General features: G+C 55.3%; 19 protein-coding genes. 13 read left to right on the plus strand and 6 right to left on the minus strand.

Translation table 11 applies throughout. The features are described from left to right. Positions 1–4: 4 nt before the first annotated feature. The 4 genes from METMA_RS0116010 to METMA_RS0116025 all read right to left on the minus strand — a co-directional run bounded on the left by METMA_RS0116010 (position 5) and on the right by METMA_RS0116025 (position 2037). On the minus strand, positions 5–205 hold the full coding sequence (locus tag METMA_RS0116010; protein WP_020160119.1) for a zf-HC2 domain-containing protein: 201 nt from the start codon (positions 203–205) through the stop codon (positions 5–7). After that, a complete protein-coding gene (locus METMA_RS0116015) occupies positions 198–821 on the minus strand; it encodes a sigma-70 family RNA polymerase sigma factor (protein ID WP_020160120.1) in 624 nt (207 codons plus the stop codon). The genes METMA_RS0116010 and METMA_RS0116015 overlap by 8 nt, the downstream gene beginning before the upstream one ends. After that, positions 815–1021 (minus strand): hypothetical protein, encoded by a 207-nt coding sequence (locus tag METMA_RS0116020; protein WP_020160121.1) that lies wholly within the window; start codon positions 1019–1021, stop codon positions 815–817. Before METMA_RS0116020 ends, METMA_RS0116015 begins: the two co-directional genes overlap by 7 nt. 116 nt (positions 1022–1137) lie before the next feature. Next, positions 1138–2037 carry an AraC family transcriptional regulator gene (locus tag METMA_RS0116025; RefSeq protein ID WP_020160122.1) on the minus strand — a complete coding sequence of 300 codons (900 nt, stop codon included), beginning with the start codon at positions 2035–2037 and terminating at the stop codon, positions 1138–1140. 280 nt (positions 2038–2317) lie between these two features. Here METMA_RS0116025 and METMA_RS25855 point away from each other — a divergent pair, with 280 nt between their 5' ends. From METMA_RS25855 to METMA_RS0116050, 5 genes are all read left to right on the plus strand, one after another. Beyond that, positions 2318–2797 (plus strand): SRPBCC family protein, encoded by a 480-nt coding sequence (locus METMA_RS25855; protein ID WP_020160123.1) that lies wholly within the window; start codon positions 2318–2320, stop codon positions 2795–2797. Positions 2798–2859: 62 nt separating this feature from the next. After that, positions 2860–3465 carry a carboxymuconolactone decarboxylase family protein gene (locus tag METMA_RS0116035; RefSeq protein WP_036253985.1) on the plus strand — a complete coding sequence of 202 codons (606 nt, stop codon included), beginning with the start codon at positions 2860–2862 and terminating at the stop codon, positions 3463–3465. Between the two features lie 257 nt (positions 3466–3722). Beyond that, entirely contained in the window at positions 3723–4589 is an 867-nt protein-coding gene (locus METMA_RS0116040; protein ID WP_156830521.1) for an NHL repeat-containing protein, read from the plus strand. Positions 4590–4591: 2 nt separating this feature from the next. Beyond that, positions 4592–5368 carry an SDR family NAD(P)-dependent oxidoreductase gene (locus METMA_RS0116045; protein WP_020160126.1) on the plus strand — a complete coding sequence of 259 codons (777 nt, stop codon included), beginning with the start codon at positions 4592–4594 and terminating at the stop codon, positions 5366–5368. A 182-nt stretch (positions 5369–5550) separates the two neighbouring features. Beyond that, the gene (locus tag METMA_RS0116050) at positions 5551–5985 is read left to right on the plus strand and encodes a hypothetical protein (RefSeq protein WP_020160127.1); all 435 of its coding nucleotides are present in this window, start codon (positions 5551–5553) and stop codon (positions 5983–5985) included. A 297-nt stretch (positions 5986–6282) separates the two neighbouring features. Here the strand turns inward: METMA_RS0116050 and METMA_RS0116055 are convergent, their stop codons facing one another. Beyond that, positions 6283–7353 (minus strand): fatty acid desaturase, encoded by a 1071-nt coding sequence (locus METMA_RS0116055; protein WP_084254146.1) that lies wholly within the window; start codon positions 7351–7353, stop codon positions 6283–6285. Positions 7354–8113: 760 nt separating this feature from the next. On the opposite strand from METMA_RS0116055, the gene METMA_RS0116060 reads away from it, so the two are divergent. Next, on the plus strand, positions 8114–8530 hold the full coding sequence (locus tag METMA_RS0116060) for a glycine zipper family protein (protein ID WP_020160129.1): 417 nt from the start codon (positions 8114–8116) through the stop codon (positions 8528–8530). Between the two features lie 322 nt (positions 8531–8852). On the opposite strand, the gene METMA_RS0116070 is transcribed toward METMA_RS0116060, so the two are convergent. Then, positions 8853–10691 (minus strand): alpha-amylase family glycosyl hydrolase, encoded by a 1839-nt coding sequence (locus METMA_RS0116070; protein WP_020160131.1) that lies wholly within the window; start codon positions 10689–10691, stop codon positions 8853–8855. Between the two features lie 352 nt (positions 10692–11043). On the opposite strand from METMA_RS0116070, the gene METMA_RS0116075 reads away from it, so the two are divergent. The 7 genes from METMA_RS0116075 (at position 11044) to METMA_RS0116105 (ending at position 22048) form a co-directional block, all read left to right on the plus strand. Beyond that, a complete protein-coding gene (locus tag METMA_RS0116075) occupies positions 11044–11463 on the plus strand; it encodes a DUF2170 family protein (RefSeq protein ID WP_020160132.1) in 420 nt (139 codons plus the stop codon). 26 nt (positions 11464–11489) lie between these two features. Beyond that, positions 11490–12185: a PspA/IM30 family protein gene (locus METMA_RS0116080; protein WP_020160133.1), complete on the plus strand. Its 696-nt coding sequence runs from the start codon at positions 11490–11492 to the stop codon at positions 12183–12185. A 287-nt stretch (positions 12186–12472) separates the two neighbouring features. Beyond that, positions 12473–13072, plus strand: a complete 600-nt coding sequence (locus METMA_RS0116085) for a hypothetical protein (protein ID WP_020160134.1) — start codon at positions 12473–12475, stop codon at positions 13070–13072. Positions 13073–13084: 12 nt separating this feature from the next. Then, positions 13085–15127 (plus strand): SPFH domain-containing protein, encoded by a 2043-nt coding sequence (locus METMA_RS0116090; protein ID WP_020160135.1) that lies wholly within the window; start codon positions 13085–13087, stop codon positions 15125–15127. Positions 15128–15434: 307 nt separating this feature from the next. Then, positions 15435–15974, plus strand: a complete 540-nt coding sequence (locus tag METMA_RS0116095) for a TFIIB-type zinc ribbon-containing protein (RefSeq protein ID WP_020160136.1) — start codon at positions 15435–15437, stop codon at positions 15972–15974. Between the two features lie 12 nt (positions 15975–15986). Then, positions 15987–21179, plus strand: a complete 5193-nt coding sequence (locus tag METMA_RS0116100; protein ID WP_020160137.1) for a DNA repair ATPase — start codon at positions 15987–15989, stop codon at positions 21177–21179. 539 nt (positions 21180–21718) lie between these two features. Beyond that, the gene (locus tag METMA_RS0116105; protein WP_020160138.1) at positions 21719–22048 is read left to right on the plus strand and encodes a hypothetical protein; all 330 of its coding nucleotides are present in this window, start codon (positions 21719–21721) and stop codon (positions 22046–22048) included. Positions 22049–22134: the final 86 nt, after the last annotated feature.

The following is a 22134-nucleotide window of genomic DNA, read 5'->3' on the forward strand; positions in this document are numbered from 1 at the left end:
TGCTTTATGTTTTTTTGCCCGAGCGGCTTTGCAAGTGTTCGGTATAGCGCCGGGCGGCCTTGCGGATGAACCGGGTCTGGCGCTGGAAGCTTCGGCAGCGGGAACACATCATGATATGCAAATTGATGGCCAGACGTTCGCCCAAGCTGAGTTTTCTGTCCAGGCCCTGGGATACCAGCGCCGTAATGTCGCGGCAGCTACGCATGACGCTTCTCCTTATTTCGTTTCGATTGATTAAACCAACGCATTTCCAGACATTCGCGCAGCCGCAGCCGGGCACGATGCATGATGACCCAGTAATTGGCATCGCTGAGGCCGGTTTCGCGGCAGATTTCGTCGGCTTCCAGGCCGACCAGTTCCCGCAGCATGAAGACCTGGGCCATCTTTGGCGGCAGATTGTTCTGACATGTTTCGTAGATGCCCCAGAATTCCTGCTGCCTGAGGGCTGCTTCCGGATCGTTCCAGGCACTCGGGCCGCCATTCCATTGGCCGTTGCTCATGAAAAAATCGTCTTCGTCGCTATCACTCTCATCGGTATCGGTAAAGCCGATGTCCGAGGTGACGATTTCCCGGCCGCTACGCCGCCAGTGATCGGCGATCTTATGTTTCAGAATGCCGATCAGCCAGGTCCGTAAGCCGGCTTTGCCTTCAAACGTCGATGCCGATTGCCAGGCGGCCAATAAGGTCTCTTGCACGGCATCGTCGGCCAGTTCGTCATCGCGCAGTTGCAGCAAGGCATAGCGGAACAGTACCGGACGATGTTCGGCCAGCAGGGCTTCTGTCAACAGTCCGGTGGCTTTAGCCCCGGCTTTCACTAACATGCGCCGGCCTCCCTGACAGTGCCAGCATGGAGTACCGATGTGTCATCGAACAAACCGAAGCGGCAGGATTTGTCGCCCGATACTTGGACGTGACGGGCATAGCCGCTTCCCGGCAAATTCATGAAGCCTCTGAAATTAGCGCTGGCGCAGTCTGCATAGGCCAGAACGCCAACGCCGGCGAATAAGAAGCTTGTGCGCATGAGAACGCTCCTTGAGTCATACTACGATATGCCTTCAGTCGCAAGAACAGCATGAAACCTTACAAAAATTTATTGGATTAGCGACCATACCGAACATGATCAAGCGCGGGCAGTTGCTACACCTGATGGTTTGTTTCCTGCTGTCCACGTCGATATACGCCGGGGGAAAACCCGAAAGACCGCTTGAATGCCTTGCTGAAGGCTGATGCCGAATCATAACCGCAACGCTCGGCGACCCGTTCTATGGTCATATCGGGCTCTTTCAGCCAGTGTGCAGCGATCTGCATGCGCCACGAGACCAGGTATTCGATGGGCGAAGCCCCGATCAGCTCGGTAAACTTTTCAGAAAGCACCGTTTTGGAGATGCCTGCACGCGAGCAGAGTTCGGCAATTGTCCAGGGCTGCCACGGTTCCTGATGCATCAGTCCGAGCACGGTTTCCAGTCGGCTGTCCTGCATCGCCGCAAACACGCCTCGATGTACCAGGCCTTCGTCAAGACAATGACGCACCACCAAGACAAAAATGCTGTCGCAGAGGCGCTCAACAACGGAGCCGCTGCCAAAGCGGTTGCCGGCTGACTCACTGACAATAAGCTCGATCAGCTTTCCCAGTATCTCGCCGGCCTGAGATTTTCTGATGACAATCTCAGCGGGCAACGCTTGCCATAACGCCGATTTCGGCAGGCCCAGCTCAATTTCCCCGCATACGAACCCGGTGTCTCCTGCCTCCCAGGTTGTGGTTAGGGTGGCCGTTGCATCAGCCGGCAGATGATCACCGCTATAGGACAGATAATGTTTTGCCGCATGGGGCAGGAATAAAGCCAAGTCGCCGTCTTCCAGCGCAAGCGGCGTTTGCCAACTGAGCGAATGCACCCAGCTCCTTCCCTTGCTGACAAGATGAAACCAGATCGATTGATCAGAGTTGTGATCAATCAGCCAGCGACCACAAAAACCACCCGAATAAGCAAGTTTGGCATGCAAACTCAAGCCATTGATCAGTGAAGTCAACGCATCCAAATCCTTCTCCCGAACTAACGCACATAAATTCCGGAATCCTGAGCATGGGAAAACGATCCGGAGTCCCTTAATCTTTATCCACGAATTTCTCGCTCAATAGCGAAAATTTGTAGATGTTCAGTCTAGCAGATAATGCACCAAAATTGAGGAGCGCAATTGTTCAGAAAGATTCTCGGCAACTTGATCTTTCAGCATCAAGATCAAGGCAAGGCATGCAACAGATCGAAGTATTGCCATACCCCGTAAATCGAAACACTTTAAGTTTAGATAAGGAAAAATCATGGGACAAATTCATCTTAAGCAAACCTTCAACCACCCTGCGGACCAAGTATGGGCATGGCTCAAGGATTACGGCAACATCCACCGCATCCATCCGATGATCGGTAAATCTTATATCGAGGGTGAACAGAGCTGCGGCGTTGGGGCAGTACGTATCTGTGAAATGAACATGGGCGGCTTTCAGCTCAAAGAACGGGTGCTGGACTGGCAGGAAAATCAGTCCTATACCGTGGATATCTATGAAACGACCATGCCGTTGATGAAGCGTTCCTTGGCCACTTTCGGCGTACGCGCTATCGGGGCGGAAACGTCGGAAGTCTATATCGATATCGAATACACGACCACATTCGGTTTCTTTGGGAAGAGCATGGATGCGCTGTTCATGAATCCCGTGATGACGGTGATGATGAAGCGGATGTTCAGAAAGCTGGATGAATTTCTGAGCGGCTCACGGCAACAGTCTCTCGATGCGCCCGGATGACGCCCTCCCGCCTGTAGAGGAGGTACAAGAAAATTTTATCAACGATCATTATGGAGAAAATCATGTCGGCAGACTATAAACTGAAGTTGACAGCAAAAACGATTGAAGACGCTGCGCCGAAAGCCAGGACGGGCCTTCAGCAGGCGCAGGAAAAACTAGGCTTCATTCCGAACATGTATGCAAGAATGGCCAACTCGCCAGGGCTGTTTGATATGTACCAGCAGGGCTACGCGGCCTTCCGGGCGGAATCCGGCTTCACGCCGGCGGAACAGGAGGTCGTGTTCCTGACGATCAGTCGGTTGAACGGCTGCGAGTATTGCATGGCGGCACACAGTTTCGTTGCAGACAAAATGTCGAACGTACCAAGCGCAGTGACTGACGCCATCCGCAACGATACAGCGCTCCCTGATGAGAGGCTGTCGGCATTGGCCAAGTTTACCCGGGTGATGGTCGAGCAGCGCGGTTTGCCGCAAACTCGTGATGTCGAGGCGTTTCTTGCCGCCGGGTATAGTGAACGGCAGATTCTGGAGATCATTCTGGCCATTGCCGTCAAAACCTTGAGCAATTATACCAACCACCTTTTCCATACGCCGGTGGATGCAATGTTCGCTTCTCGAACCTGGGAGGAACCTCGCAGTGCCGGTGATCAGACTGGAACAGTGAAATGAATAGGTCCTTCAGTAGGCGAAAGTTCATACTGGCCGCCACGTCGCTTGGATCGCTCATCCTGACTAATCCGCTGAATGTATTCGCGCAGGCAGTCGGCGAAGGCTAGGCAGTCCTTCGCCCGCACGACAAGCAGTTAGGACAGATGCCCGCTGGCCAGGAAGCCGGACATCATAGCCTCCGACATGAGAGGCGTGGCCGACGTGCTTCTCCAGTAAGTTTTGCCCGTATAGTTCCCAATATCAATAAGAGTTTTGTAATGAGACAAACGTTTAAAGTTGTAACTACGCTGGCTGGATTGATTTTTACTTGCCAGGCGCTTGCTGCTGAAATAGTCTGGAGCACTTCAGGATTCAAAATGCCGGAATCGGCCGAATATGATATCGCCCATGACCGATACTATGTTTCAAATGTGAATGGCGGCGTCATGGAGCAGGATGGCAATGGCAGCATCAGTTTACTTGACGGCAACGGCAAGTTGATCGATGTGGACTGGATTACCGGCCTGCATTCGCCAAAAGGACTTGCCCTGTACAAAAACAAGCTCTATGTCGCCGACGTCAAGCAGCTGGTGGTCATCAATGTTGACAGCGGCAAGATAGTGGCCCGTTACGAGGCGAGCGATTCCCGAGTGCTCAACGGGATTGCTATCAATCAAGCGGGGAAAGTCTTTGTCTCGGATTGGACTGGCAACTGTATTTATACCCTGGAAGATGGCGAACTGAAAATATGGCTGGAAGATCCCGAACTGAATTCGCCCAATGGCCTCTGGGCGGATAAGACTCATCTTTATGTGGCCAGCTGGGGCAGGAATCCCAAAGACGATTTCACCACGGAAACCTCCGGCAACCTCAAAAAAATATCCCTGAAAACCCAACAGATCGAGACGCTCGATCATGAAGGCCCATGGCTTAATTTGGACGGCATTGCCCGTTATGCCAAAAACAAATGGCTGGTCAGCGACTTTCTCAAAGGCGAGCTTTTACTGATCAATAAAAGTGGTCATATTGAAAAGTCACTGCCATTAAAGAAGAGTTCAGCCGATTTTTACTACCTGCCTGAAAAACACCTGGTCATTGTCCCGCTGCTTATGGAAAACCAGGTGGTGGCTTACCGAGTGGACTGATAATGCCTCAACTACAGAATAAAAAAGCTGTCATCACGGGCGGCAGCGACGGTATCGGCCTGGGCATCGCAAAGGCATTCGTTGAAAATGGTGCCGATGTCGTCATCATCGCGCGTAGCGAAAAAAAGTTGCAGGATGCGCGTTCTCAGCTCTTGGCCATTAGTGAACGAGAAGTGCACTGTATCTCAGCCGATTTATCGGATGCTTCGGCGGTTTCAGAAACCGCCAGACAAATTACCGAGCTATGGCCGGCTATCGATAGCCTGGTTAACAATGCGGGAACCGCGCTATTTTCACCGTTTGAAAAAGTGACGAATGATGAACTGGATGCCCTGATAGCGCTTAACATTAAAGCGCCTTATCTTTTTACACAATGTCTGATGCCTGCCTTAGAAGAAAGGCGGGGCAACATCATTAATATCTCATCCTATTTTTCTCATCGAATGATCCCAGGGCGAACCTCCACGGCCTACTCGCTAACCAAAGGAGCGCTGGATTCATTTACCAAGGCACTGGCATCCGAACTCGGTTCGAGAGGGATTCGAGTCAATGCCATTGCGCCTGGAACAGTCGATACGCAATTGGTGCGTACCACCCTGGAAAACATGCCGGCTGATGCAGCCAAGCAGTTCCAGACTATGATTGAAAAGATTTATCCGTTAGGCCGAATAGGCCAACCCGAGGATATAGGCGGAGCAGCCGTCTATCTGGCGTCTGATCTTGCCAAGTGGGTAACGGGTGCTATTTTCAACATTGATGGCGGGTTGACGACAAATTGAATTGGCATAATAGGACCAGCGGGGCATTTGAACAGAAACTTACGGTTTCGCCCTCACAGCGGCACCTCATGTTCACAGCGCGGGCATGGTGATTGTCGATTTGATAATTGGGCCATTCCTTCAGCATTTGACTTTAGCTCAATGCGCAAGACGCCTTGCATGCGAGTCCTCAGGAAGAAGAGATGACGCAGCGTACCGTCTCTCTACCCGAAGGATTCGCGCGAGCAGGTTGTCTATTTAAAGCAAACTTAAGTTTGCAGGTGTTACTCTTTGATAAAACGCATGAAAATGGATCAGAGGACATTATGATTATGGCTAAGTTTAAACTTGACGACGGTACTGAATATTTGGCGGAAGACTTTATCAATGGCTATTTGGTTAATCCGTTATTGCTGCGCGGATCCACGCCGACATCACCTTTCATTCTCCGCTCCGAGCAGGTATTTTCAGTGCATTGCCTCATTAATAAAGGGCTGAAGTGCTGGGGGGTGTTTGACAATCTCGTGGATGCGCTTATATGTGCCCAAAACGGCCCTTCCTGGCCCGACAGATCTAGCAGTCAGCGGCAACCTGCGAAAGCGCGCCGAATGTTTACCAATCAAAAGCAATACAGCTGACCGGTAAAATTCATATTCCATGCAAAGCATGGAAATGCATTCCGCACCGCCTGAGCGGGAACCGGACGGCCAGCCTCCAAGGCCGGTTCCTGCTCAGAGCACTCGTCTTTATACACGAGTGCTCGCTGCTGACGGGAGGCAGGCGCGTCGACTGCATCGATGGGACATGATTACGCCATTTCCCGCATTCCCCCAGCCAGAGGGAAGATGCAGGAGCGAGACTGAAGCCGGCTAAAGCGGCTTGATTTTCGTACGATCTTAGGCGAGTTTTCCGGGCTACAAGTCGGTTTTTGCGGATCAGGTTGTTTTTTGCAGGCGGTTCAGTTTTTTAATCGAACGGAAACTCACCAGTATTTGCCGGTTTTCGTCCCAGAGGTTTAACCACAGGGATTTAAGGCTTTTACGGAAAGTCAGCGGCTTTACCGTTTGTAAGGCAGGCACCTCATCGTGACAGCGTTGCAAGTGATAGTTAGGTATGTTCGCTCTGAGGTGATGGATATGATGCAATCCGATATTGCCGACGGTCCATTGCAGCACTTTCGGCAATTTATAATAAGAACTTCCTTTCAACCCCGCATCGGTCATGTCCCAGTTCTGTTCGCGCGCCCAGTAAACATCCTCGTACTGATGCTGAATATAAAACAGCCACATTCCGGTGCATGCCGCCAGAAGGAGAATGGGCAATTGAATCATAAGGTAATTCTGAAAACCCAGAAGCAAGCTCATCCCTATGATAAGAACCGCAAGGGCGATATTGGTGAAAACGACTCCGTAACGCTCCCGTTTGCCGGCGCCAAGGCTTGGAAAGCGCTGCACCACTAAAAACAGCACGATCGGAATCAGACCGAACAATACCAAAGGGTTACGAAAAAGCCTGTAAGCCAGGCGTTTCAACCACGAAGCGGCTAAATATTCTTCTACGGTCATTGTCCAGATATCGCCCGCGCCTCGACGATCCAGATTGCCTGAGGCCGAATGATGAATGATATGGGTGCGTTGCCAGTCTTCGTAGGCGGTAAATACCATAATTCCAGCAATATAGCCCAGAATCCGGTTAGCTTTGCGTGAAGGAAAAAAGGCACTGTGACAGCTGTCGTGGAAAAATATAAAGATGCGCACCAACAGACCTGCAGCCGGAACGGTTAATAGCAAGGTGACCCAATACGGGTAGCCCTGGAGCGTGGAAAAAATCATTAATCCCCATAGGGCGAGGTAGGGTATGAAAGTATTCGATATTTGCCAGAAAGCTTTCCGGTAATCGGGGCGCGCATACTTTGATACGGCCCGGATCAAGTCTTGTCTGTAAGTGGAGGTATTTACAAAGCCCGGGGATGACGATGCTTTGTGGCTCAAAAACTGCTCGGACATAAATTAACTCTATGAAAATAAAAAGAATGCTTGTGGCCTGGATTTGGCCAGGTACAACTTGAGGATTTGGGATAGAGGCCGGACCGGCCTATTGAAAGAAACTAAATAATGGGCACCAGGCCCAAGCAGCAAAATAGCGATTGTTCGCTATATGTGCACACATCAATGTCTACTTGTTAACATTCATGGCAGAACCCTTTAAGGTAACTCTCCTTATCCGGAAATCATGGGGGCAGTTCCTAAAGCTTGTGCTTTCCGCGTGCATGAGGGCTCTCTCATTCATCAACCCGATAATTGGATGAGGTAATCAGTGTTAAGTTCATAGTCATGTTTTTTATCAAGATGATGTATCAACGCTTTTCCGGCCACAACAATGATCCGCTTTAGGCTGCAATTCGCGGTTTACTTACGATAAGAGGGTAATTGATTGCGTTTGCCGCGCCCGAGCAGCGCTTGAACCTCCTCTGCCCAAAATGGCCCAATGCTCGCGCCGGTACGAATTCAATTGCGCCCCGGAGCAGTATTCGCACTGAACCGCCGCCCGATTTCTCTTTCCAAACGACAATGTACCCGCGGAAAGCGGCTCATTCGATTTGCTTGCCGCTATGCGTAGAACCTAACCCGGTGCTAGTGGTCTACTCAAGGTCGTCGGTCAATGAACCGTTACGCATGAATATCATGCTATCCCCGTGGCGTAATCATCGGTTTGCATTCGGCACGAAACCGTGCCGTCAATTATCCTCTGAAATAGGAGATTCTCATGGTTAAGACTTTTTTGATCCTTGTCGTTGCCCTGGTAGTGGAGGGCTGCGCATCGACCCGCCCGGTTCTTTATCCCAACGCGCATTTAACCTCCGTCGGGTCGGAAGCCGCGGAACGCGATATCGAGAGATGCATGGAGCTTGCCGACGCCGCCGGTATCGATTCCGGCGGCAGCGAAGCCGGTCGGGCGGCGGCCGGGACTGCCGGAGGTGCTGCTATCGGCGCTGCATCGGGCGCCGTAGGGGGGGCGGTGGTGGGATCGGCAGGGGCAGGGTCGGCCATCGGAGCGGCTTCCGGCGCGGTCGCCGGCTTGCTGAATTGGATATTCAGCAAGCCGAAACGCAGTTCCGCCTATGAGAACTTCGTCAACAGATGTCTTGAGGAGCAAGGGTATCAGCCCGTGGGCTGGGACTGATATTCATCATACAGGCGACGACGATTGCACTCATGCCCGCTGCGTAAGGCAGCGGTTGCGCGCACGGATAGGATGCGCTTCCAAAGTCCCGCCGGCTTTCTGACCCGTCCATCCGGCTCAAAATACCCGTTTCAGCCAAACCCCAGGCTGCATGGCTTCCTATCTAAGGAACGTGAATTTTATAATTCCCGCAACTGACTTGTCTTTCTGTCCCTCTTCGGCGTTGCGCAAACAGTTACATAGCTTGCTATGCGCCTGTTTGCGCGCCTTGAATATGAACAGAAATCCTGCCTCAATTGCGGGTCTTATTTCATTCCCGTTCCTAAACACTGCGCCAGATGCGTCCGTAATTGGACGGAATGGTCAGCCAGTGTTCCTGCCCCGGCGCACTGACAAAGTTGTCCTGGCCGTGCAGTTGCTCGTTATAGCCGCCGGCGCGCCCGAAGTTAAACGGCACGCTTTGATCGGCATGCGTGAAGTTCACCGCGATCAGACTGGTTGCCGCATCGGTCGTGCGCTCGAACAGCAGCAGGCCGCGTGACAGATACCGTTCATAATCATTATGAAAATAATGGCTCCCCCGGCGCAATTCCTCGCAGGACTTGCGCAGATTCACCAGTTTGCGGGTCAGACCCACCAGGCTTTTGCCGACCGGGTCATAGAAATAATCCCAGCGCAGCGGCCGAAGCAGCAGCACGCGGCCCAGACCGTCCTCGGGCAGAAAATAGTTTTCGCCGAATTCCTGTCCTTGCCAGAGCATGGGGATGCCCTTCGCGGCCAGCAACGCGATCAGGTAGGGCTGGAGGCGATACCAGTGCGCGCGCTCGCCTTCGGCGAAAAGCGGATTCCAGTCGCGTTGCCGGAGTCCGAACTCGCACAGGAAACGGCTGTGATCGTGGTTCTCGATATATTGCAGCGGCGCCTTGCCCAGCACCTCGCCATTGTGGCTGGCCTGTCCGATATAGCCTACCGCGCCCAGCCGCAGGCCGAGGTGCTCTATCGCTCCGGCGGCGCCGCGCGCGCAGGCCCCCGCCGCGCCGAAAGTGGCATTCTGCCAGGTGGCGTTGCTGTAGCTCTGTTCGAGAATCTGTTCAGGCGCTTCCAGTTGCTCGGCGATCTGAATCAGACGAGGGCCTTCCGGCGCGTCGAAGCGGGACAGCCGCGCGAGCGCGCCCTTGACATACTCGTAGGTGTGAAAGACCAGACTGGCATAACCGTCGCCCATGGCCCCGTCCCAGTAATTGGGCACACAATCGTAGCGAAAGCCGTCGATGTGATAAGTCTCCAACCAGTGCTGGTTGACGCTAAAGAAAAAATCGCGGGTCAGGCTGCGCCTGAAGTCGGTGCCGACGCCGAAATAGTCCTTGGCGAACGGCCCCATAAACGGGTTTTCATGATACTGCAGGCGCCGGTAGAGATCGTGGTAAGGAAAGTCATCAGCGGTATGGCCATAAACGACATCCACGACAACCGCCAGCCCGCGCTGGTGCGCCGCATCGACAAAATGCTGGAAATCGGCGCGCCGGCCAAACCGTTCATCGACGCCAAAATAGCCCAGCGGCAGATAGCCCCAATCAACCTCCAGCGCGACATTACTGACCGGCATCACCGACAACGCGTTGACGCCCAGATCGGCAAGATAGTCGAGACGGTCGATCGCGCCTTGCAGGTCGGCGCCGAACTCGGCGAGATTCAGTTCGTACAGGATCAGATCGTGCAGCGCCGGCGTTTCCCAGTCCGCCTCGCCAGGGCTCCAGGCATAAGGGCTATAGCCGAGCGTGAAGGCGGAGAGCTTGCCGACGGCGTATTCGCGCGCAAAGGGATCGATGATCCAGTCCAGTATGCCGACATTCGGGTTATGCAGCTCGTAACGGTAGACATGCCGGCCGGGCGAACCGAAATGCGACCCCGGCTGCGCGTCGCGGACAATGTTGAAATCAACCGTTACCGACCAGGCGTCGCCGTACTCGGCATCGACGCCATGCCGCAGCTCGATAGCCATCGGCTGTATGGCCTGGATGAACTGATCCCGCTCATGAATGAGCTTTATAAACAGCCGATTGCCGGCGCTCGCCGAAACCCAGGGCAGCAACAGTCCGAAATCGACCACGCCGGGCGCGGATTCGTGGGGGCCTAGTCTGGCCAAAGGAAGGCTTTTCATAATTAAACAGTCCTGGGTTGGTTAATGGGACGAATAGGGGTAAAGCTGATGGCTGGCGTAGTCGGCCAGGCAATCGGTTCGAGGTTGGCATAACCGGCCAATCATGCCGATTAAATGCCCAGTTTGACTCTGGATCAATAAGTGAAATTACGTAGCGGCAAGCCTTGGCCCGGACCGATTTGATCATTCAGTGGAAAATGCCCGGCTTTTCGCCCGCCCCGCTAAAAACCTGTCAATTTCTTAAAAGCAGCTATTCTTAATATGATCACATCCAGAATCCCCATAATATGTCTTGACATAATATGGGGTAAGAATCTATTCTGTCAGCGCCACTCAGCACAAGGAGTAACCCATGAATAACAAAATAACGTTAACGCAGCTGGCGGACTCGTTGCACAAGTCCAGATTCAACAATGGCGCGGCTTTGACGCCGGAAATCATCGAAGAGGACCTGCAGGTGCTTCAGGTCCTGATCCAGGATCGCGAGGAATTCCCGGTATATGTGACGATCGATGACAGCCAGATTCTTTGTGTTTCCTATCTCTGGCAAGAACAAGAGATCATTCCGGAACAACGCGAAGCGTTACTGGAAGCCTTGCTAGCCCTGAACATTCCGATGCCGCTGTCGTCATTTTCCAAAATCGGTCATCAATACATTATTTTCGGCGCCTTGAGTACCCGCTCGGATGCCGATGCCATTCTGCATGAAATTGAGACTTTGAGTGACAACACCCTGGACGCCATTGAACTGATGGCGGACTACCTGAAATGACGCCTCATCATTAGGAGCCGAACAACATGAACCTACTCAATAAACTCCTGACCGCGCTGCGCGGTGCCGCTACCGAAACCGGCGAAGCCCTGGTCGATTCTCAAGGGATACGGATACTGGAACAGGAAATCCGCGACGCCAAGGAACATTTAAACCGCGCCAGGGAAAGCCTGACCGAAGTCATTGCCGAACAAATGGCGGTGCAGCGGAAAGTGAACGGCCTGCAGACGGCCATCGCGGAACATGAACAGTACGCCAATCAGGCATTGGCGAAGAACAATGACGCTCTGGCTCTGGAGATAGCGGAAAAAATCGCCGCCTTCAGCAATGAGCTGGGTGCCCAAGCGGTGGTTCTGGAAAGTCTCGACAGCAATATCGCGACCCTGAAGCAGTCTATCGCCGCCACCGAACGCAACATCCAGGGCATGGACCGGGAATTGACCCTGGTCAAAACCACGGAAAGCGTGCACAAGGCCAACGAAGCCGTAGCCGCCCGATTTTCCGGCAGCCGGTCGTCCTTGCGTTCGGCCACCGAATCGCTGGAGCGGATCAAAGCCAAGCAGCAAAAAAAGGTCGACCAAATGCAGGCGGCCCTCGCGATTCAACAGGAGGAAAACGGCGACCGGCTGCAAGAGAAACTGCAGGATGCCGGCATCATCACCAAAAAGGCCACGGCTTCGGCCATTCTGGACCGATTGAAGGCCAAGCGGTCTGAAGCCTGATCGCGATGCTCAGGACAGCGGTTTCGGTTCGCCGGCATAAAACGATGCCGGCGCGGCCGCGACGCCTGCCTCCTGGCCGGTATGACGACAATCACAACAACAACCCTTAAGGCACATGATATTGAAGCTTCTTTTTCAGGACATACGCAAGCCTGTGGGGGCGACTTCAGTCGCCCCCACAGGTTTTAAACCCGCTTGTTTCGGCGGATGAACAGGCAAACTGCGTAAGTCCTGTTTTTTAACCACAGGCCGCCCGGCATCGTTGCCTTTGCGCGCAAGGACAAAAAATGGAAACGGTACTCACCCTTATCAGCAGCTTTCCGACCGTGGTCTACACCATCCCGCTGGCCATATGCCTGGTGTTCTGGTTGTTCAGCCTGCTTGGCGTGTTCGATTTTCTCGATGTGGATATCGACAGCGAGGCCGGTTTGGCGGGACTTTTGGCCACGTTCGGCCTGGCCGGCGTGCCCATCACCCTGTCGCTCAGCCTGCTGTTCCTGTTCGCCTGGAGCCTGAGCCTGTTCAGTACCGCCTGGCTGCTGCCATGGCTGCCGGCAGGCCTCGTTTACAACGCCGCCGGCGCGGCCGCGCTGGTCATCAGCTTGATTTTTTCAGTGTATCTGACAGGAAAAATCACGCGGCCGTTGAGCAGGCTGTTTGTCACGCATGAAGCGCGCAGCAACCGTTCCCTGGTGGCCAAATACTGCGAAATCACCTCCCTGACCGTCAACGAACAGTTCGGCCAGGCCAAAGTCGAGGATGGCGGCGCCGGGCTGATCATCTCGATCCGCGCGGCCGCGCCCAACGACTTCAAAAAAGGCGACCGCGCTTTAATTTATGAATACGACCCGGATAAAAACCTCTATTTCATCAGCAAACAGGACTAATCAGGAGTAGTCATGGAAATCATCATCACCGTTACCATTGCCGCGTCAGTCATCCTGATCGGAGCGCTGATCGTCTTTGCCTCGATGTATCGCAAGGTCGACCAGGGACAGGCCATGATCATCAACACCTTGAGCAGCGAACCCAAGGTGACCTTCACCGGCGGTCTGGTCATACCGGTGCTGCACCGCGTCGAAAAAATGGCCATTTCGCTGAAGACCGTGGAAGTCAACCGGCGCGGCGGCGAGGGGCTGATCTGTAAGGACAATATCCGCGCCGACATCGTCGTCACCTTCTTCGTGCGCGTCAACAAAACCCGCGAGGACGTGCTGAAAGTGGCGCAGGCGATCGGCTGCGAGCGGGCTTCCGACCAGCACACCATAGAAGAACTGTTCAGCGCCAAGTTCTCGGAGGCCTTGAAAACGGTAGGCAAGCGCATGGACTTCGAGGACTTGTACCGCGAGCGCAACCACTTCCGCGACGAAATCATTCAGGTGATCGGGCAGGACCTGAACGGCTATGTATTGGAAGACGCCGCCATCGATTATCTCGAACAAACGCCGATGAACCAGCTGGATGCCAACAATATTCTGGATGCCCAGGGCATCCGCAAGATTACCGAGCTGACGGCGATACAGCACGTGCGCACCAATGAGCTGCAACGCGATGAACAAATGCAGATCAAGAAAAAGGATGTCGAAACCAAAGAGATGATTCTGGAACTGGAACGGCAGCAGGCCGACGCCGAGGCCAGGCAACAGCGGGAAATCGCCAGCGTGCAGGCGCGGGAAAAGGCGGAAGCCGAAAAGATCAAGGCGGAAGAGCACACCAAGGAAGAACGGGCCCGCATCGCGGCCGAACAGACCCTGGGCATCGACAACGAAAACAAGCAGCGGGAAATCGAGGTCGCCGAGAAAAACCGGCAACGGGCCATCGCCATCGAAACGGAAAAAGTCGAGCGCGTGCGCCAGCTTGAAATTATAGACCGGGAAAAAGAAGTCGAATTGCAGCGCATCGCCAAGGAAAAGGCCCTGGAAGAGCAAAAGAAAGAAATCGCCGAGGTGATCCGTTCGCGCATCGCCGTTGAAAAACATGTGGCCGAGGAAGAGGAACGCATCAAGGAGTTGCGCGAAGTGTCGGAAGCGGACCGCAAACGCCAGGCGACCGTGATCGCCGCGGAGGCGGAAGCGCAGGAGCGCCTGGTGAAAGACATCAAAGCCGCGGAAGCGGCCGAACAAAGCGCCCAGTTCAAGGCGCGCGAAACCCTGGTGCTGGCCGGCGCGGAATTCGAAGCCGCGGAAAAACAGGCGCAAGCCAAAATCCGGCTGGCCGAAGGCATTCAGGCGGAACAGGCCGCCGTTGGCCTGGCCGAAGCGAAAGTGCTGCGCGAGCGCATGGCGGCCCAGGCGCAGGGCGATGAAGCCGTCGGCATGGCGCAGGTGCGCATCAAAAATGCCGATGCCGATTCCGAGGAAAAACAAGCCATGGTCGACGTAAAAATCAAGATTGCCGAAGCCGAAGCCATCGAACGCCGCGGCCAGGCCGAAGCCGAAGCCGTACGGCAGCATTACCAGGCTGAAGCCGACGGCCTGAAGGACAAATTTGCCGCGATGGCCAGCATGGATGAGAAAACCCGCAGCCACGAGGAATTCCGCCTGCAGGTCGATACCGCGCATACCGAAACCCTGGCCGCCATCGAAGCCGGCCGTGAAGCGGCCACGCTGAACGCGGGCGTGTTCGCCGAAGCGGTCAAGCAGGCCAACATCGACATCGTCGGCGGCGACGGCGAATTCTTCGAACGCTACATGCGCGCGCTGGCGGTCGGGAAATCGATAGACGGCACGGTCAATAAAAGCGACTTGCTGAAAACCACGTTTAAAGACCACCTGCGCGGCGAGGCGAACCTGATCGAGGACATTAAGCAAATCGCCGCGAATCTTGGTTCCGATGATCTGCAAAACCTGTCGGTGGCGGCCTTCCTGAACAAGCTGACGACGAAAGGCAGTATCGAAGACAAAACCAAAATGCAGGCGCTGTTGGAACAGTTGAGTAATTGACAATGCAGCCCGCATGGAGCGTTGCGGCATGCGAGACTGTGAAAGTATTCAATTTAAAAGATTTAACCACGAAGGACACGAAGCACACGAAGTTTTAAGTTATTGATTAATTTTATTTTTTCTTCGTGTCCTTCGTGATCTTCGTGGTGAATAAGGTTTTTTATGACGCTTTTCACTAATTCTTTCACAGTCTGATGCGGGAATGCGAAGCCTTGTATGGCCCGGATTCCGCAAGCTTCATCCGGGCTACGTAATCAATACAGACACGGATTTACAGGGTCGATAGCGGCCGCCATGGAGACACACAATGAATTGCCCCTTCTGTAAAACGCATCGGTTAAAACCCACCCGGCTCACCGCCGAATTGCCCGCCGAAAGTTGCAGTCAGTGCCACGGCGCCCTGGTTTCGCTGCTAAGTTACCGGACCTGGCTGGATCGGCATCCGGTGGCGGAACAACTGGCCGCCGACCAGCAGCAAGGCACCCGCGTCGAACCGGTCGACGCCTCGCATGCGCTGTTTTGTCCGAAATGCGCCGGCATCATGACCAAATACCGCATCGCCGCCGAAACCGAAAACAGAATCGATCTGTGCGTCCGCTGCAATGAAATCTGGCTGGACAACGGCGAATGGGAGCTGATCATATCGCTGGAACTGGCCGATAAACTGCCCCGGATTTTCTATGACAGCTGGCAAAAACAAATCCGGGAAGTGCATTTCCAGGACCTGAAGGAACAAAAATTCAGAGAGCTATTAGGGGCCGATTATGACGAAATCGTGCGCATCCGCGATTGGATCGACGGCCACGCGCAGCGCAGAACCTTATTGGACTATATCAACAGCTTTTAAACCTGATCGCTCATGACTGAAGAAACCATTTCCGACATCCAGCAAACCGTTACCGAAGGCGAAGCCTTTGAAGTGATCCGCAAGCGCCTGGATCAGCAAGGGCTCGCCCTGCAGGCCAAAATCGACCGCCTTAACACGTTGCGCGCCGAGGAATTCGGACAAACGGAACTGAAAATCATCGGCCGGGTACGGGCGCGTACCGAAAACAATTGCGTGCCGCGCGATATCGTCCGGGTCGGCAAGCACCTGATGCTGTTCGGTTACAACGTGTTCATCGGCATGAAGAAAGAGACCCGGGTCGAGGATGTCTTCAGCCTGTACAATCTCGTCGAAACCGAAGACGGCTTCGATCTCGAAGCGCATGCCTCGCCGGACCATTTTTTGCTGGATGAAAGGTTTGTCGCCGACTTCAAGGAACTTTACCGCTACTACAAGACCACGCGCCTGTTGTCCCTGCATGCCGGCCACGAACAACTGCTGGCCGTGTTCCAGATTGGCCAGAAACTGGACGACATTCGGGTGTTCCGCTGGCAAATACGTGACGATCAAGTCAGCTATATCGACAACCGGGGCGAACGCGATTTGCCGAGGCATCCGGCCCACGACTTCGAATGGACCGCGACTCGGCGCGAGGACCATGTCGCCGGCAAGCACCCGCATGTCAGCATCCTCGATGAGGTTTTCGTCGAGACCATCGGCGGCGACCTGACCGTCAAGGTCGAAAACAATACCGAAGACGGCCTGGGCATTTACCGCGAACCGGTCGAAGACCCGCACCAGTCGCTGGCCGACGCCGAGATCGCCTACGCCAGGCTGGGCACCCTGATCGTGCTGAAAATACGTCCGTACCGCGAAAGCGCCTACCGCTACCTGGTCTTCAACACCCTGACCCGGCAGGTCAACCGTATCGACGCCATCGGCCAGTCCTGCGTGCAATTGCCGGACAACCACGGGCTGATTTTCCCCGGCGGCTATTATCTGCAAAACGGCGAAACCCGGCTGTTTGAAAACGTCCCGGCCGGCCTGACGTTTGCCAGCGTGCTGCGCTCGCCCAACGGCGAGGACGTGCTGTACCGCTTCTATGAAGCCGATGCCGGCATCAGCGTGCTGTTCTCCTACAACCTGATCGAGAAAAGCCTGCAAAACCCGATCATCGCGCACGGCGTGTGCCTGTTCCGCAGCGGCCGGATGCTGGTATTCCGGGCCGAAAACGACGAACCCGGCCGCATCCATCCGATGCAGCTGTGGGAAACGCCGTATTTTCACGAAGAGTTCATGCATCAGCAGCCGGCGCGCCAGTCATTTTTCGGCAAAATCGGCAATGCCGAACTGGTCCGGGGCATTTCCGACGGCTACAGCCTGGTGCGGGCGATTTCGAGCCGGCACGCCACGCTCGCCCACTACGAAGCCCTGATCGAGGCCGGACAACGCCTGTTCGACGCCTACCACTGGCTGGATGCCGATGAGGCGGGCGCGCTCGGGGCCGATATCCGGCAAATCCGCGCCACCGCGGAACTGGTGCTGGACGAGTTTGAAAAGGTCGAAAGCATCCGCCAGCAAGCCAACCAGGCCCTGAGCGAGGCCGAAACCCGGCAGCGGAACCTGCTGAAAAACCTGTATGTCGACAGCTGGAAAACGCCGGGGGAATTCGTCCAGGCCCTGGACGCCATGCACAGGCAACAGGGTCACCTGACCACGATCAGGGAACTACGCTATATCGACCAGGCCGCCGTGCAATCGCTGCAGGACGATCTGGCCCGCGAACTGGATGCGCTGGGCCAGGCGACCGTCGGCTTTTTAAGCACCGAGACGGCGCTCGCGCCATTTCATGACAGCCTGTCGGCCTATCAGGCGCAACTGGACAACAGCCAGACCACGGCCGAAATTCAACCCGTCCTCGAACAGCTGGACCAGATGAGCCAGAATCTGGACCTGCTGAATGAAACGCTGGCCGGCCTGGAAGTCAAGGACGCCCAGGTCAGGACCGGCATTCTGGAGGCCCTGTCCGAACTCTACAGCAAACTCAACCAGATCAAGGCCGGCGCCCGGCATAAGCGCAAAAGCTTCCGCTCCGAGGAAGCGGTCGCCGAATTCGCCGCCCAGTTCAAACTGTTTTCACAAAGCATCAGCAGCGCCCTGGAATCGGCCGAAACGCCCCGGCAATGCGACGATCAGCTGACCCGCCTGCTGACCCAGCTGGAAGAACTGGAAAGCCGGTTTTCCGACTTCGACGAATTTCTGGCCGATATCGTCCAGCAACGGGAACAACTGTTCGAAGTCTTTCAGTCGCGCAAGCAGGTGTTGCTGGACGAACGGCAGCGGCGCGTGCAGACCATCGTCGCGGCCATCGACCGGCTGTTCGCGGGCATCGAACGGCGCCTGCAGACCTTTGACGAGCCGGATGCGCTGAACAGTTATCTGGCCGCCGATGCCATGGTGCGGAAACTGCGCCAGATGATCGAACACTTGCAGGCCCTGGACGCCTCGGTACAGGCCGATGACGCCCAGGCCCGGCTTAAGGCCATGCGGGAACAGGCGCTGCGCTCCCTGCGCGACCGCCGGGACATCTTCGAGGACGGCGGCGCGCTCATCAAACTGGGCCGGCACCGCTTCAGCGTCAATACCCAGCCCCTGGACCTGACCCTGATCAATCGTCAGAACCGGCTGGTCTGGCATTTGATCGGCACCGATTATTATGCCCGGGCCGAACACCCGGAGCTCGATGAGCTCCGGGTGTTTTGGGATCAGGCCCTGATTTCCGAAACCGGGCAGGTTTACCGGGCCGAATACCTGGCCGCTTCGATTCTGTACAGCGCCGAGCAAGGGCTCGAGCAAATGACGCTGGACGAACTCCATGCGGCGCTGCTGCAGGACGATGCGCTGATGCAGTTGATCCGCCGCTATGCGACGCCGCGCTATCAGGAAGGCTATGACAAAGGCATACACGATGTCGACGCCCGCCGGATTCTGGAACACTTGCTGCCGGCGCGGCAGGCCGCGGGGCTGTTGCGCTACACGCCGGAAACGCGCGCCCTGGCGTTGGCCTACTGGCATTTCGCCGCCATCGATGAGACCCAGAAACAAAACCTGCGGCGGCTCGCCCAGAGCGCCGCGCTGCTGCAAAAGTCCTTGGGCGGCCTCAAGGCGCATCAGGACCTGTCCGGCCAGATCGCCGCGCAGTTGGCGGAGTTCAAGGCCCTGTCCGGCCTGGCGGCGGCGGACCCCGCCAGTGCCGGCGATTACCTGCTGGCCGAACTGGCGGCCAGCGTTCCCGAATTTATCACCAGCCGGCAGGCCGATGCCCTGGTCAATGCGCTGTACCAGCATCTGGAAAGCATCGGCCATCGCGGCGACTACGAAACCGCCTTGCAGCACTGCGCGGAGCAACTTGATGCCCAATGGCAACTGACCGCCGGCTGGCTGGCGGGCATCACGGCACAGCCGCGGCACGGCACTTTTCAGCGCTTCATCCCGGAAGCGGTGATGATCATCCTGGGAACTGGCCTCAATCGAAAAATCAGCCCGGCAACCCTGGAAGTCACCATCGAAAACCTGATAGGCGATCACGCCCGCATTGAAGACAGACGGCTCAGTATCAGTATCGATGAATTCGGCGAACGCCTGCACCGGCACCGCACGCAAATCGTGCCCGGCTTCCAGCGCTACCAGACCCTGCGCCAGCAGCTGATCGCCGCCGAACGGGAACAGCTGCGCCTGGAAAGCTATCAGGCCAGACCCTTGACCTCATTCGTGCGCAACAGACTGATCAACGAGGTTTACCTGCCCCTGATCGGCGACAACCTGGCCAAGCAAATGGGCGCGGCCGGCGCCGCCAAGCGCACCGACCTGATGGGCCTGCTGCTGCTGATTTCGCCGCCCGGCTACGGCAAAACGACGCTGATGGAATACGTCGCCAATCGCCTGGGGCTGGTGTTCATGAAGATCAATTGCCCGGCCCTGGGCCATGCCGTGCATTCCCTGGACCCCGCGCAGGCGCCCAATGTGACGGCCGCCAGGGAACTGGAGAAACTGAACCTGGGCCTGGAAATGGGCAATAACGTCATGCTTTATCTGGATGACATTCAGCATACCCATGCCGAGTTCCTGCAAAAATTCATCTCGCTGTGCGACGGCTCGCGGCGCATCGAGGGCGTCTGGCAGGGGCGGACCAAAACCTATGACCTGCGCGGCAAAAAGTTCTGCGTGATCATGGCCGGCAACCCCTACACCGAATCCGGCGAGGTCTTCAAAATTCCGGACATGCTGGCCAACCGCGCCGATATTTACAATTTGGGCGATGTCCTGAGCGGCAATGACGAGGTCTTCGCGCTCAGCTATATCGAAAACAGCCTGACCTCCAATCCGCTCCTGCAGCCGCTGGCCACGCGCGGCATGGACGACGTCTACCGGTTCCTGCGCAAGGCTGCCGGCGAAACCGTGTCCGACAATGAGTTCGAACACCGCTACGCCGCCTCGGAAAGCCGGGAAATCGTCGCCGTCCTGGAGAAAATGCTCAAGATCCGTGATGTCGTGCTGGCGGTCAATCAGCAGTATATCCATTCCGCGGCGCAGGACGACCGCTACCGCACCGAGCCGCCTTTCAAACTGCAGGGCAGTTACCGCAACATGAACAAGATGGCGGAAAAGGTCACATCGGTCATGAACGACGAGGAACTGCGGAATCTGATCAGCGATCATTACGTCGGCGAAGCGCAGACCCTGACCCGGGGCGCCGAGGAAAACCTGCTCAAACTCAAGGAAATCCGGGGACTTCTGAACGCCGGGGAAAGCGAGCGCTGGAGCGCGATCAGGAACGAATATGCGCGCCTCAGGAAACTCGGCGATGAAAACGACCCGGCAAGATTGCTGGCCAGCCAGTTGTCCGTTATCGCCGAGCAGCTGACCGTTATTGGCCGGCACTTGCAGGCGCCTTCGCCGCTGGCCGAATTGAATCAGCATATCGTGCACCTGCGCGAGCAGATCGCTCAGGTCGAAATGAATGTGGAAGTGGTCAACCAGCCGATGCCGGGCGCCGACGCGGTGCTGCATAAACTGGCGGAATTATTCGAGATTTCATTCTTGCCAGTGTTTTCGGCCATGCAGCATAAAATCAGCATGGAACATGAAACCTGGGAACGCGTCAAAATGCTGACCGAAGAGTTCAAGCGCCTAAAACGCGAGAGTGATCCCGTAAAAAGCAATTAGAGCAATCAGTCCTTACTTGAACAACGACTGTTGTGCAAATTATTGATGAGCCTGCCTGAAAAATACAGTAGGGTACGCATTGCGTACCATTCCCAGCGGTCCCGGTAAATGCCATCCCAAAAGGGACCAGACTGTGAAAGAATTAGTGAAAAGCGTCATAAAAAAGCCTTATTCACCACGAAGATCACGAAGGACACGAAGAAAAAATAAAATTAATCAATAACTTAAAACTTCGTGTGCTTCGTGTCCTTCGTGGTTAAATCTTTTAAATTGAATACTTTCACAGTCTCGGACGAGATGCGTACCCTACCGGATTGAATACCCCGTGTGCCCAGCCAGTCAGTGAATGGCTTGTTTTCATGGCGGCTCAAGGGCTGGTGCGGCCGCTATTTTTCCTCAGCCTGTCCGATTCCCGCCCGCGGTCCTGCGCTTGCGCAGGGACAGACGCGGGCCGGGCAGTCGTGAACTCCGTGTTCTTTGTGGTTACAATACCCGCAATCGAGCGGCTGCCGCTTATCCAAATTTAAACAAACAAGCCTATGAATAAAAAAGACCTGCCTGAAAACTGGAAAAAATCGGCGCAAAGCATACGCGCCATCCAGGTCGCTTTCGAATTTGGCACCGGCGTATCCGAAAGCATCCGGCGTGAAGCCAACAAAAACGGCCTGAGCACCTCCGACCAAATCAGAAAGATCATTCAGCTGGACATCAAACCGCCTAAGCGCCCGAGGCTGACGGTATCGCTGACCGAGGACGATTATAAAAAACTGGCGCGGCGGTATCAGCTGGATGCCGGCAACAAAGCCGCGATCCGTGAGGCCATGCGCCAGGAACTGATCGACTTCGGCAAAAGCATACAATCGGAATAGTTTCAGGCCGGCAAGGGAAAGGGCGGGGAAGAAGCCGACATTCTCACAGGCATTCTTTTTAACGGATGTTGCGCGCCAGGCATGGA

The sequence above is a fragment of the Methylobacter marinus A45 genome (assembly GCF_000383855.1).
GTDB lineage: Bacteria > Pseudomonadota > Gammaproteobacteria > Methylococcales > Methylomonadaceae > Methylobacter > Methylobacter marinus.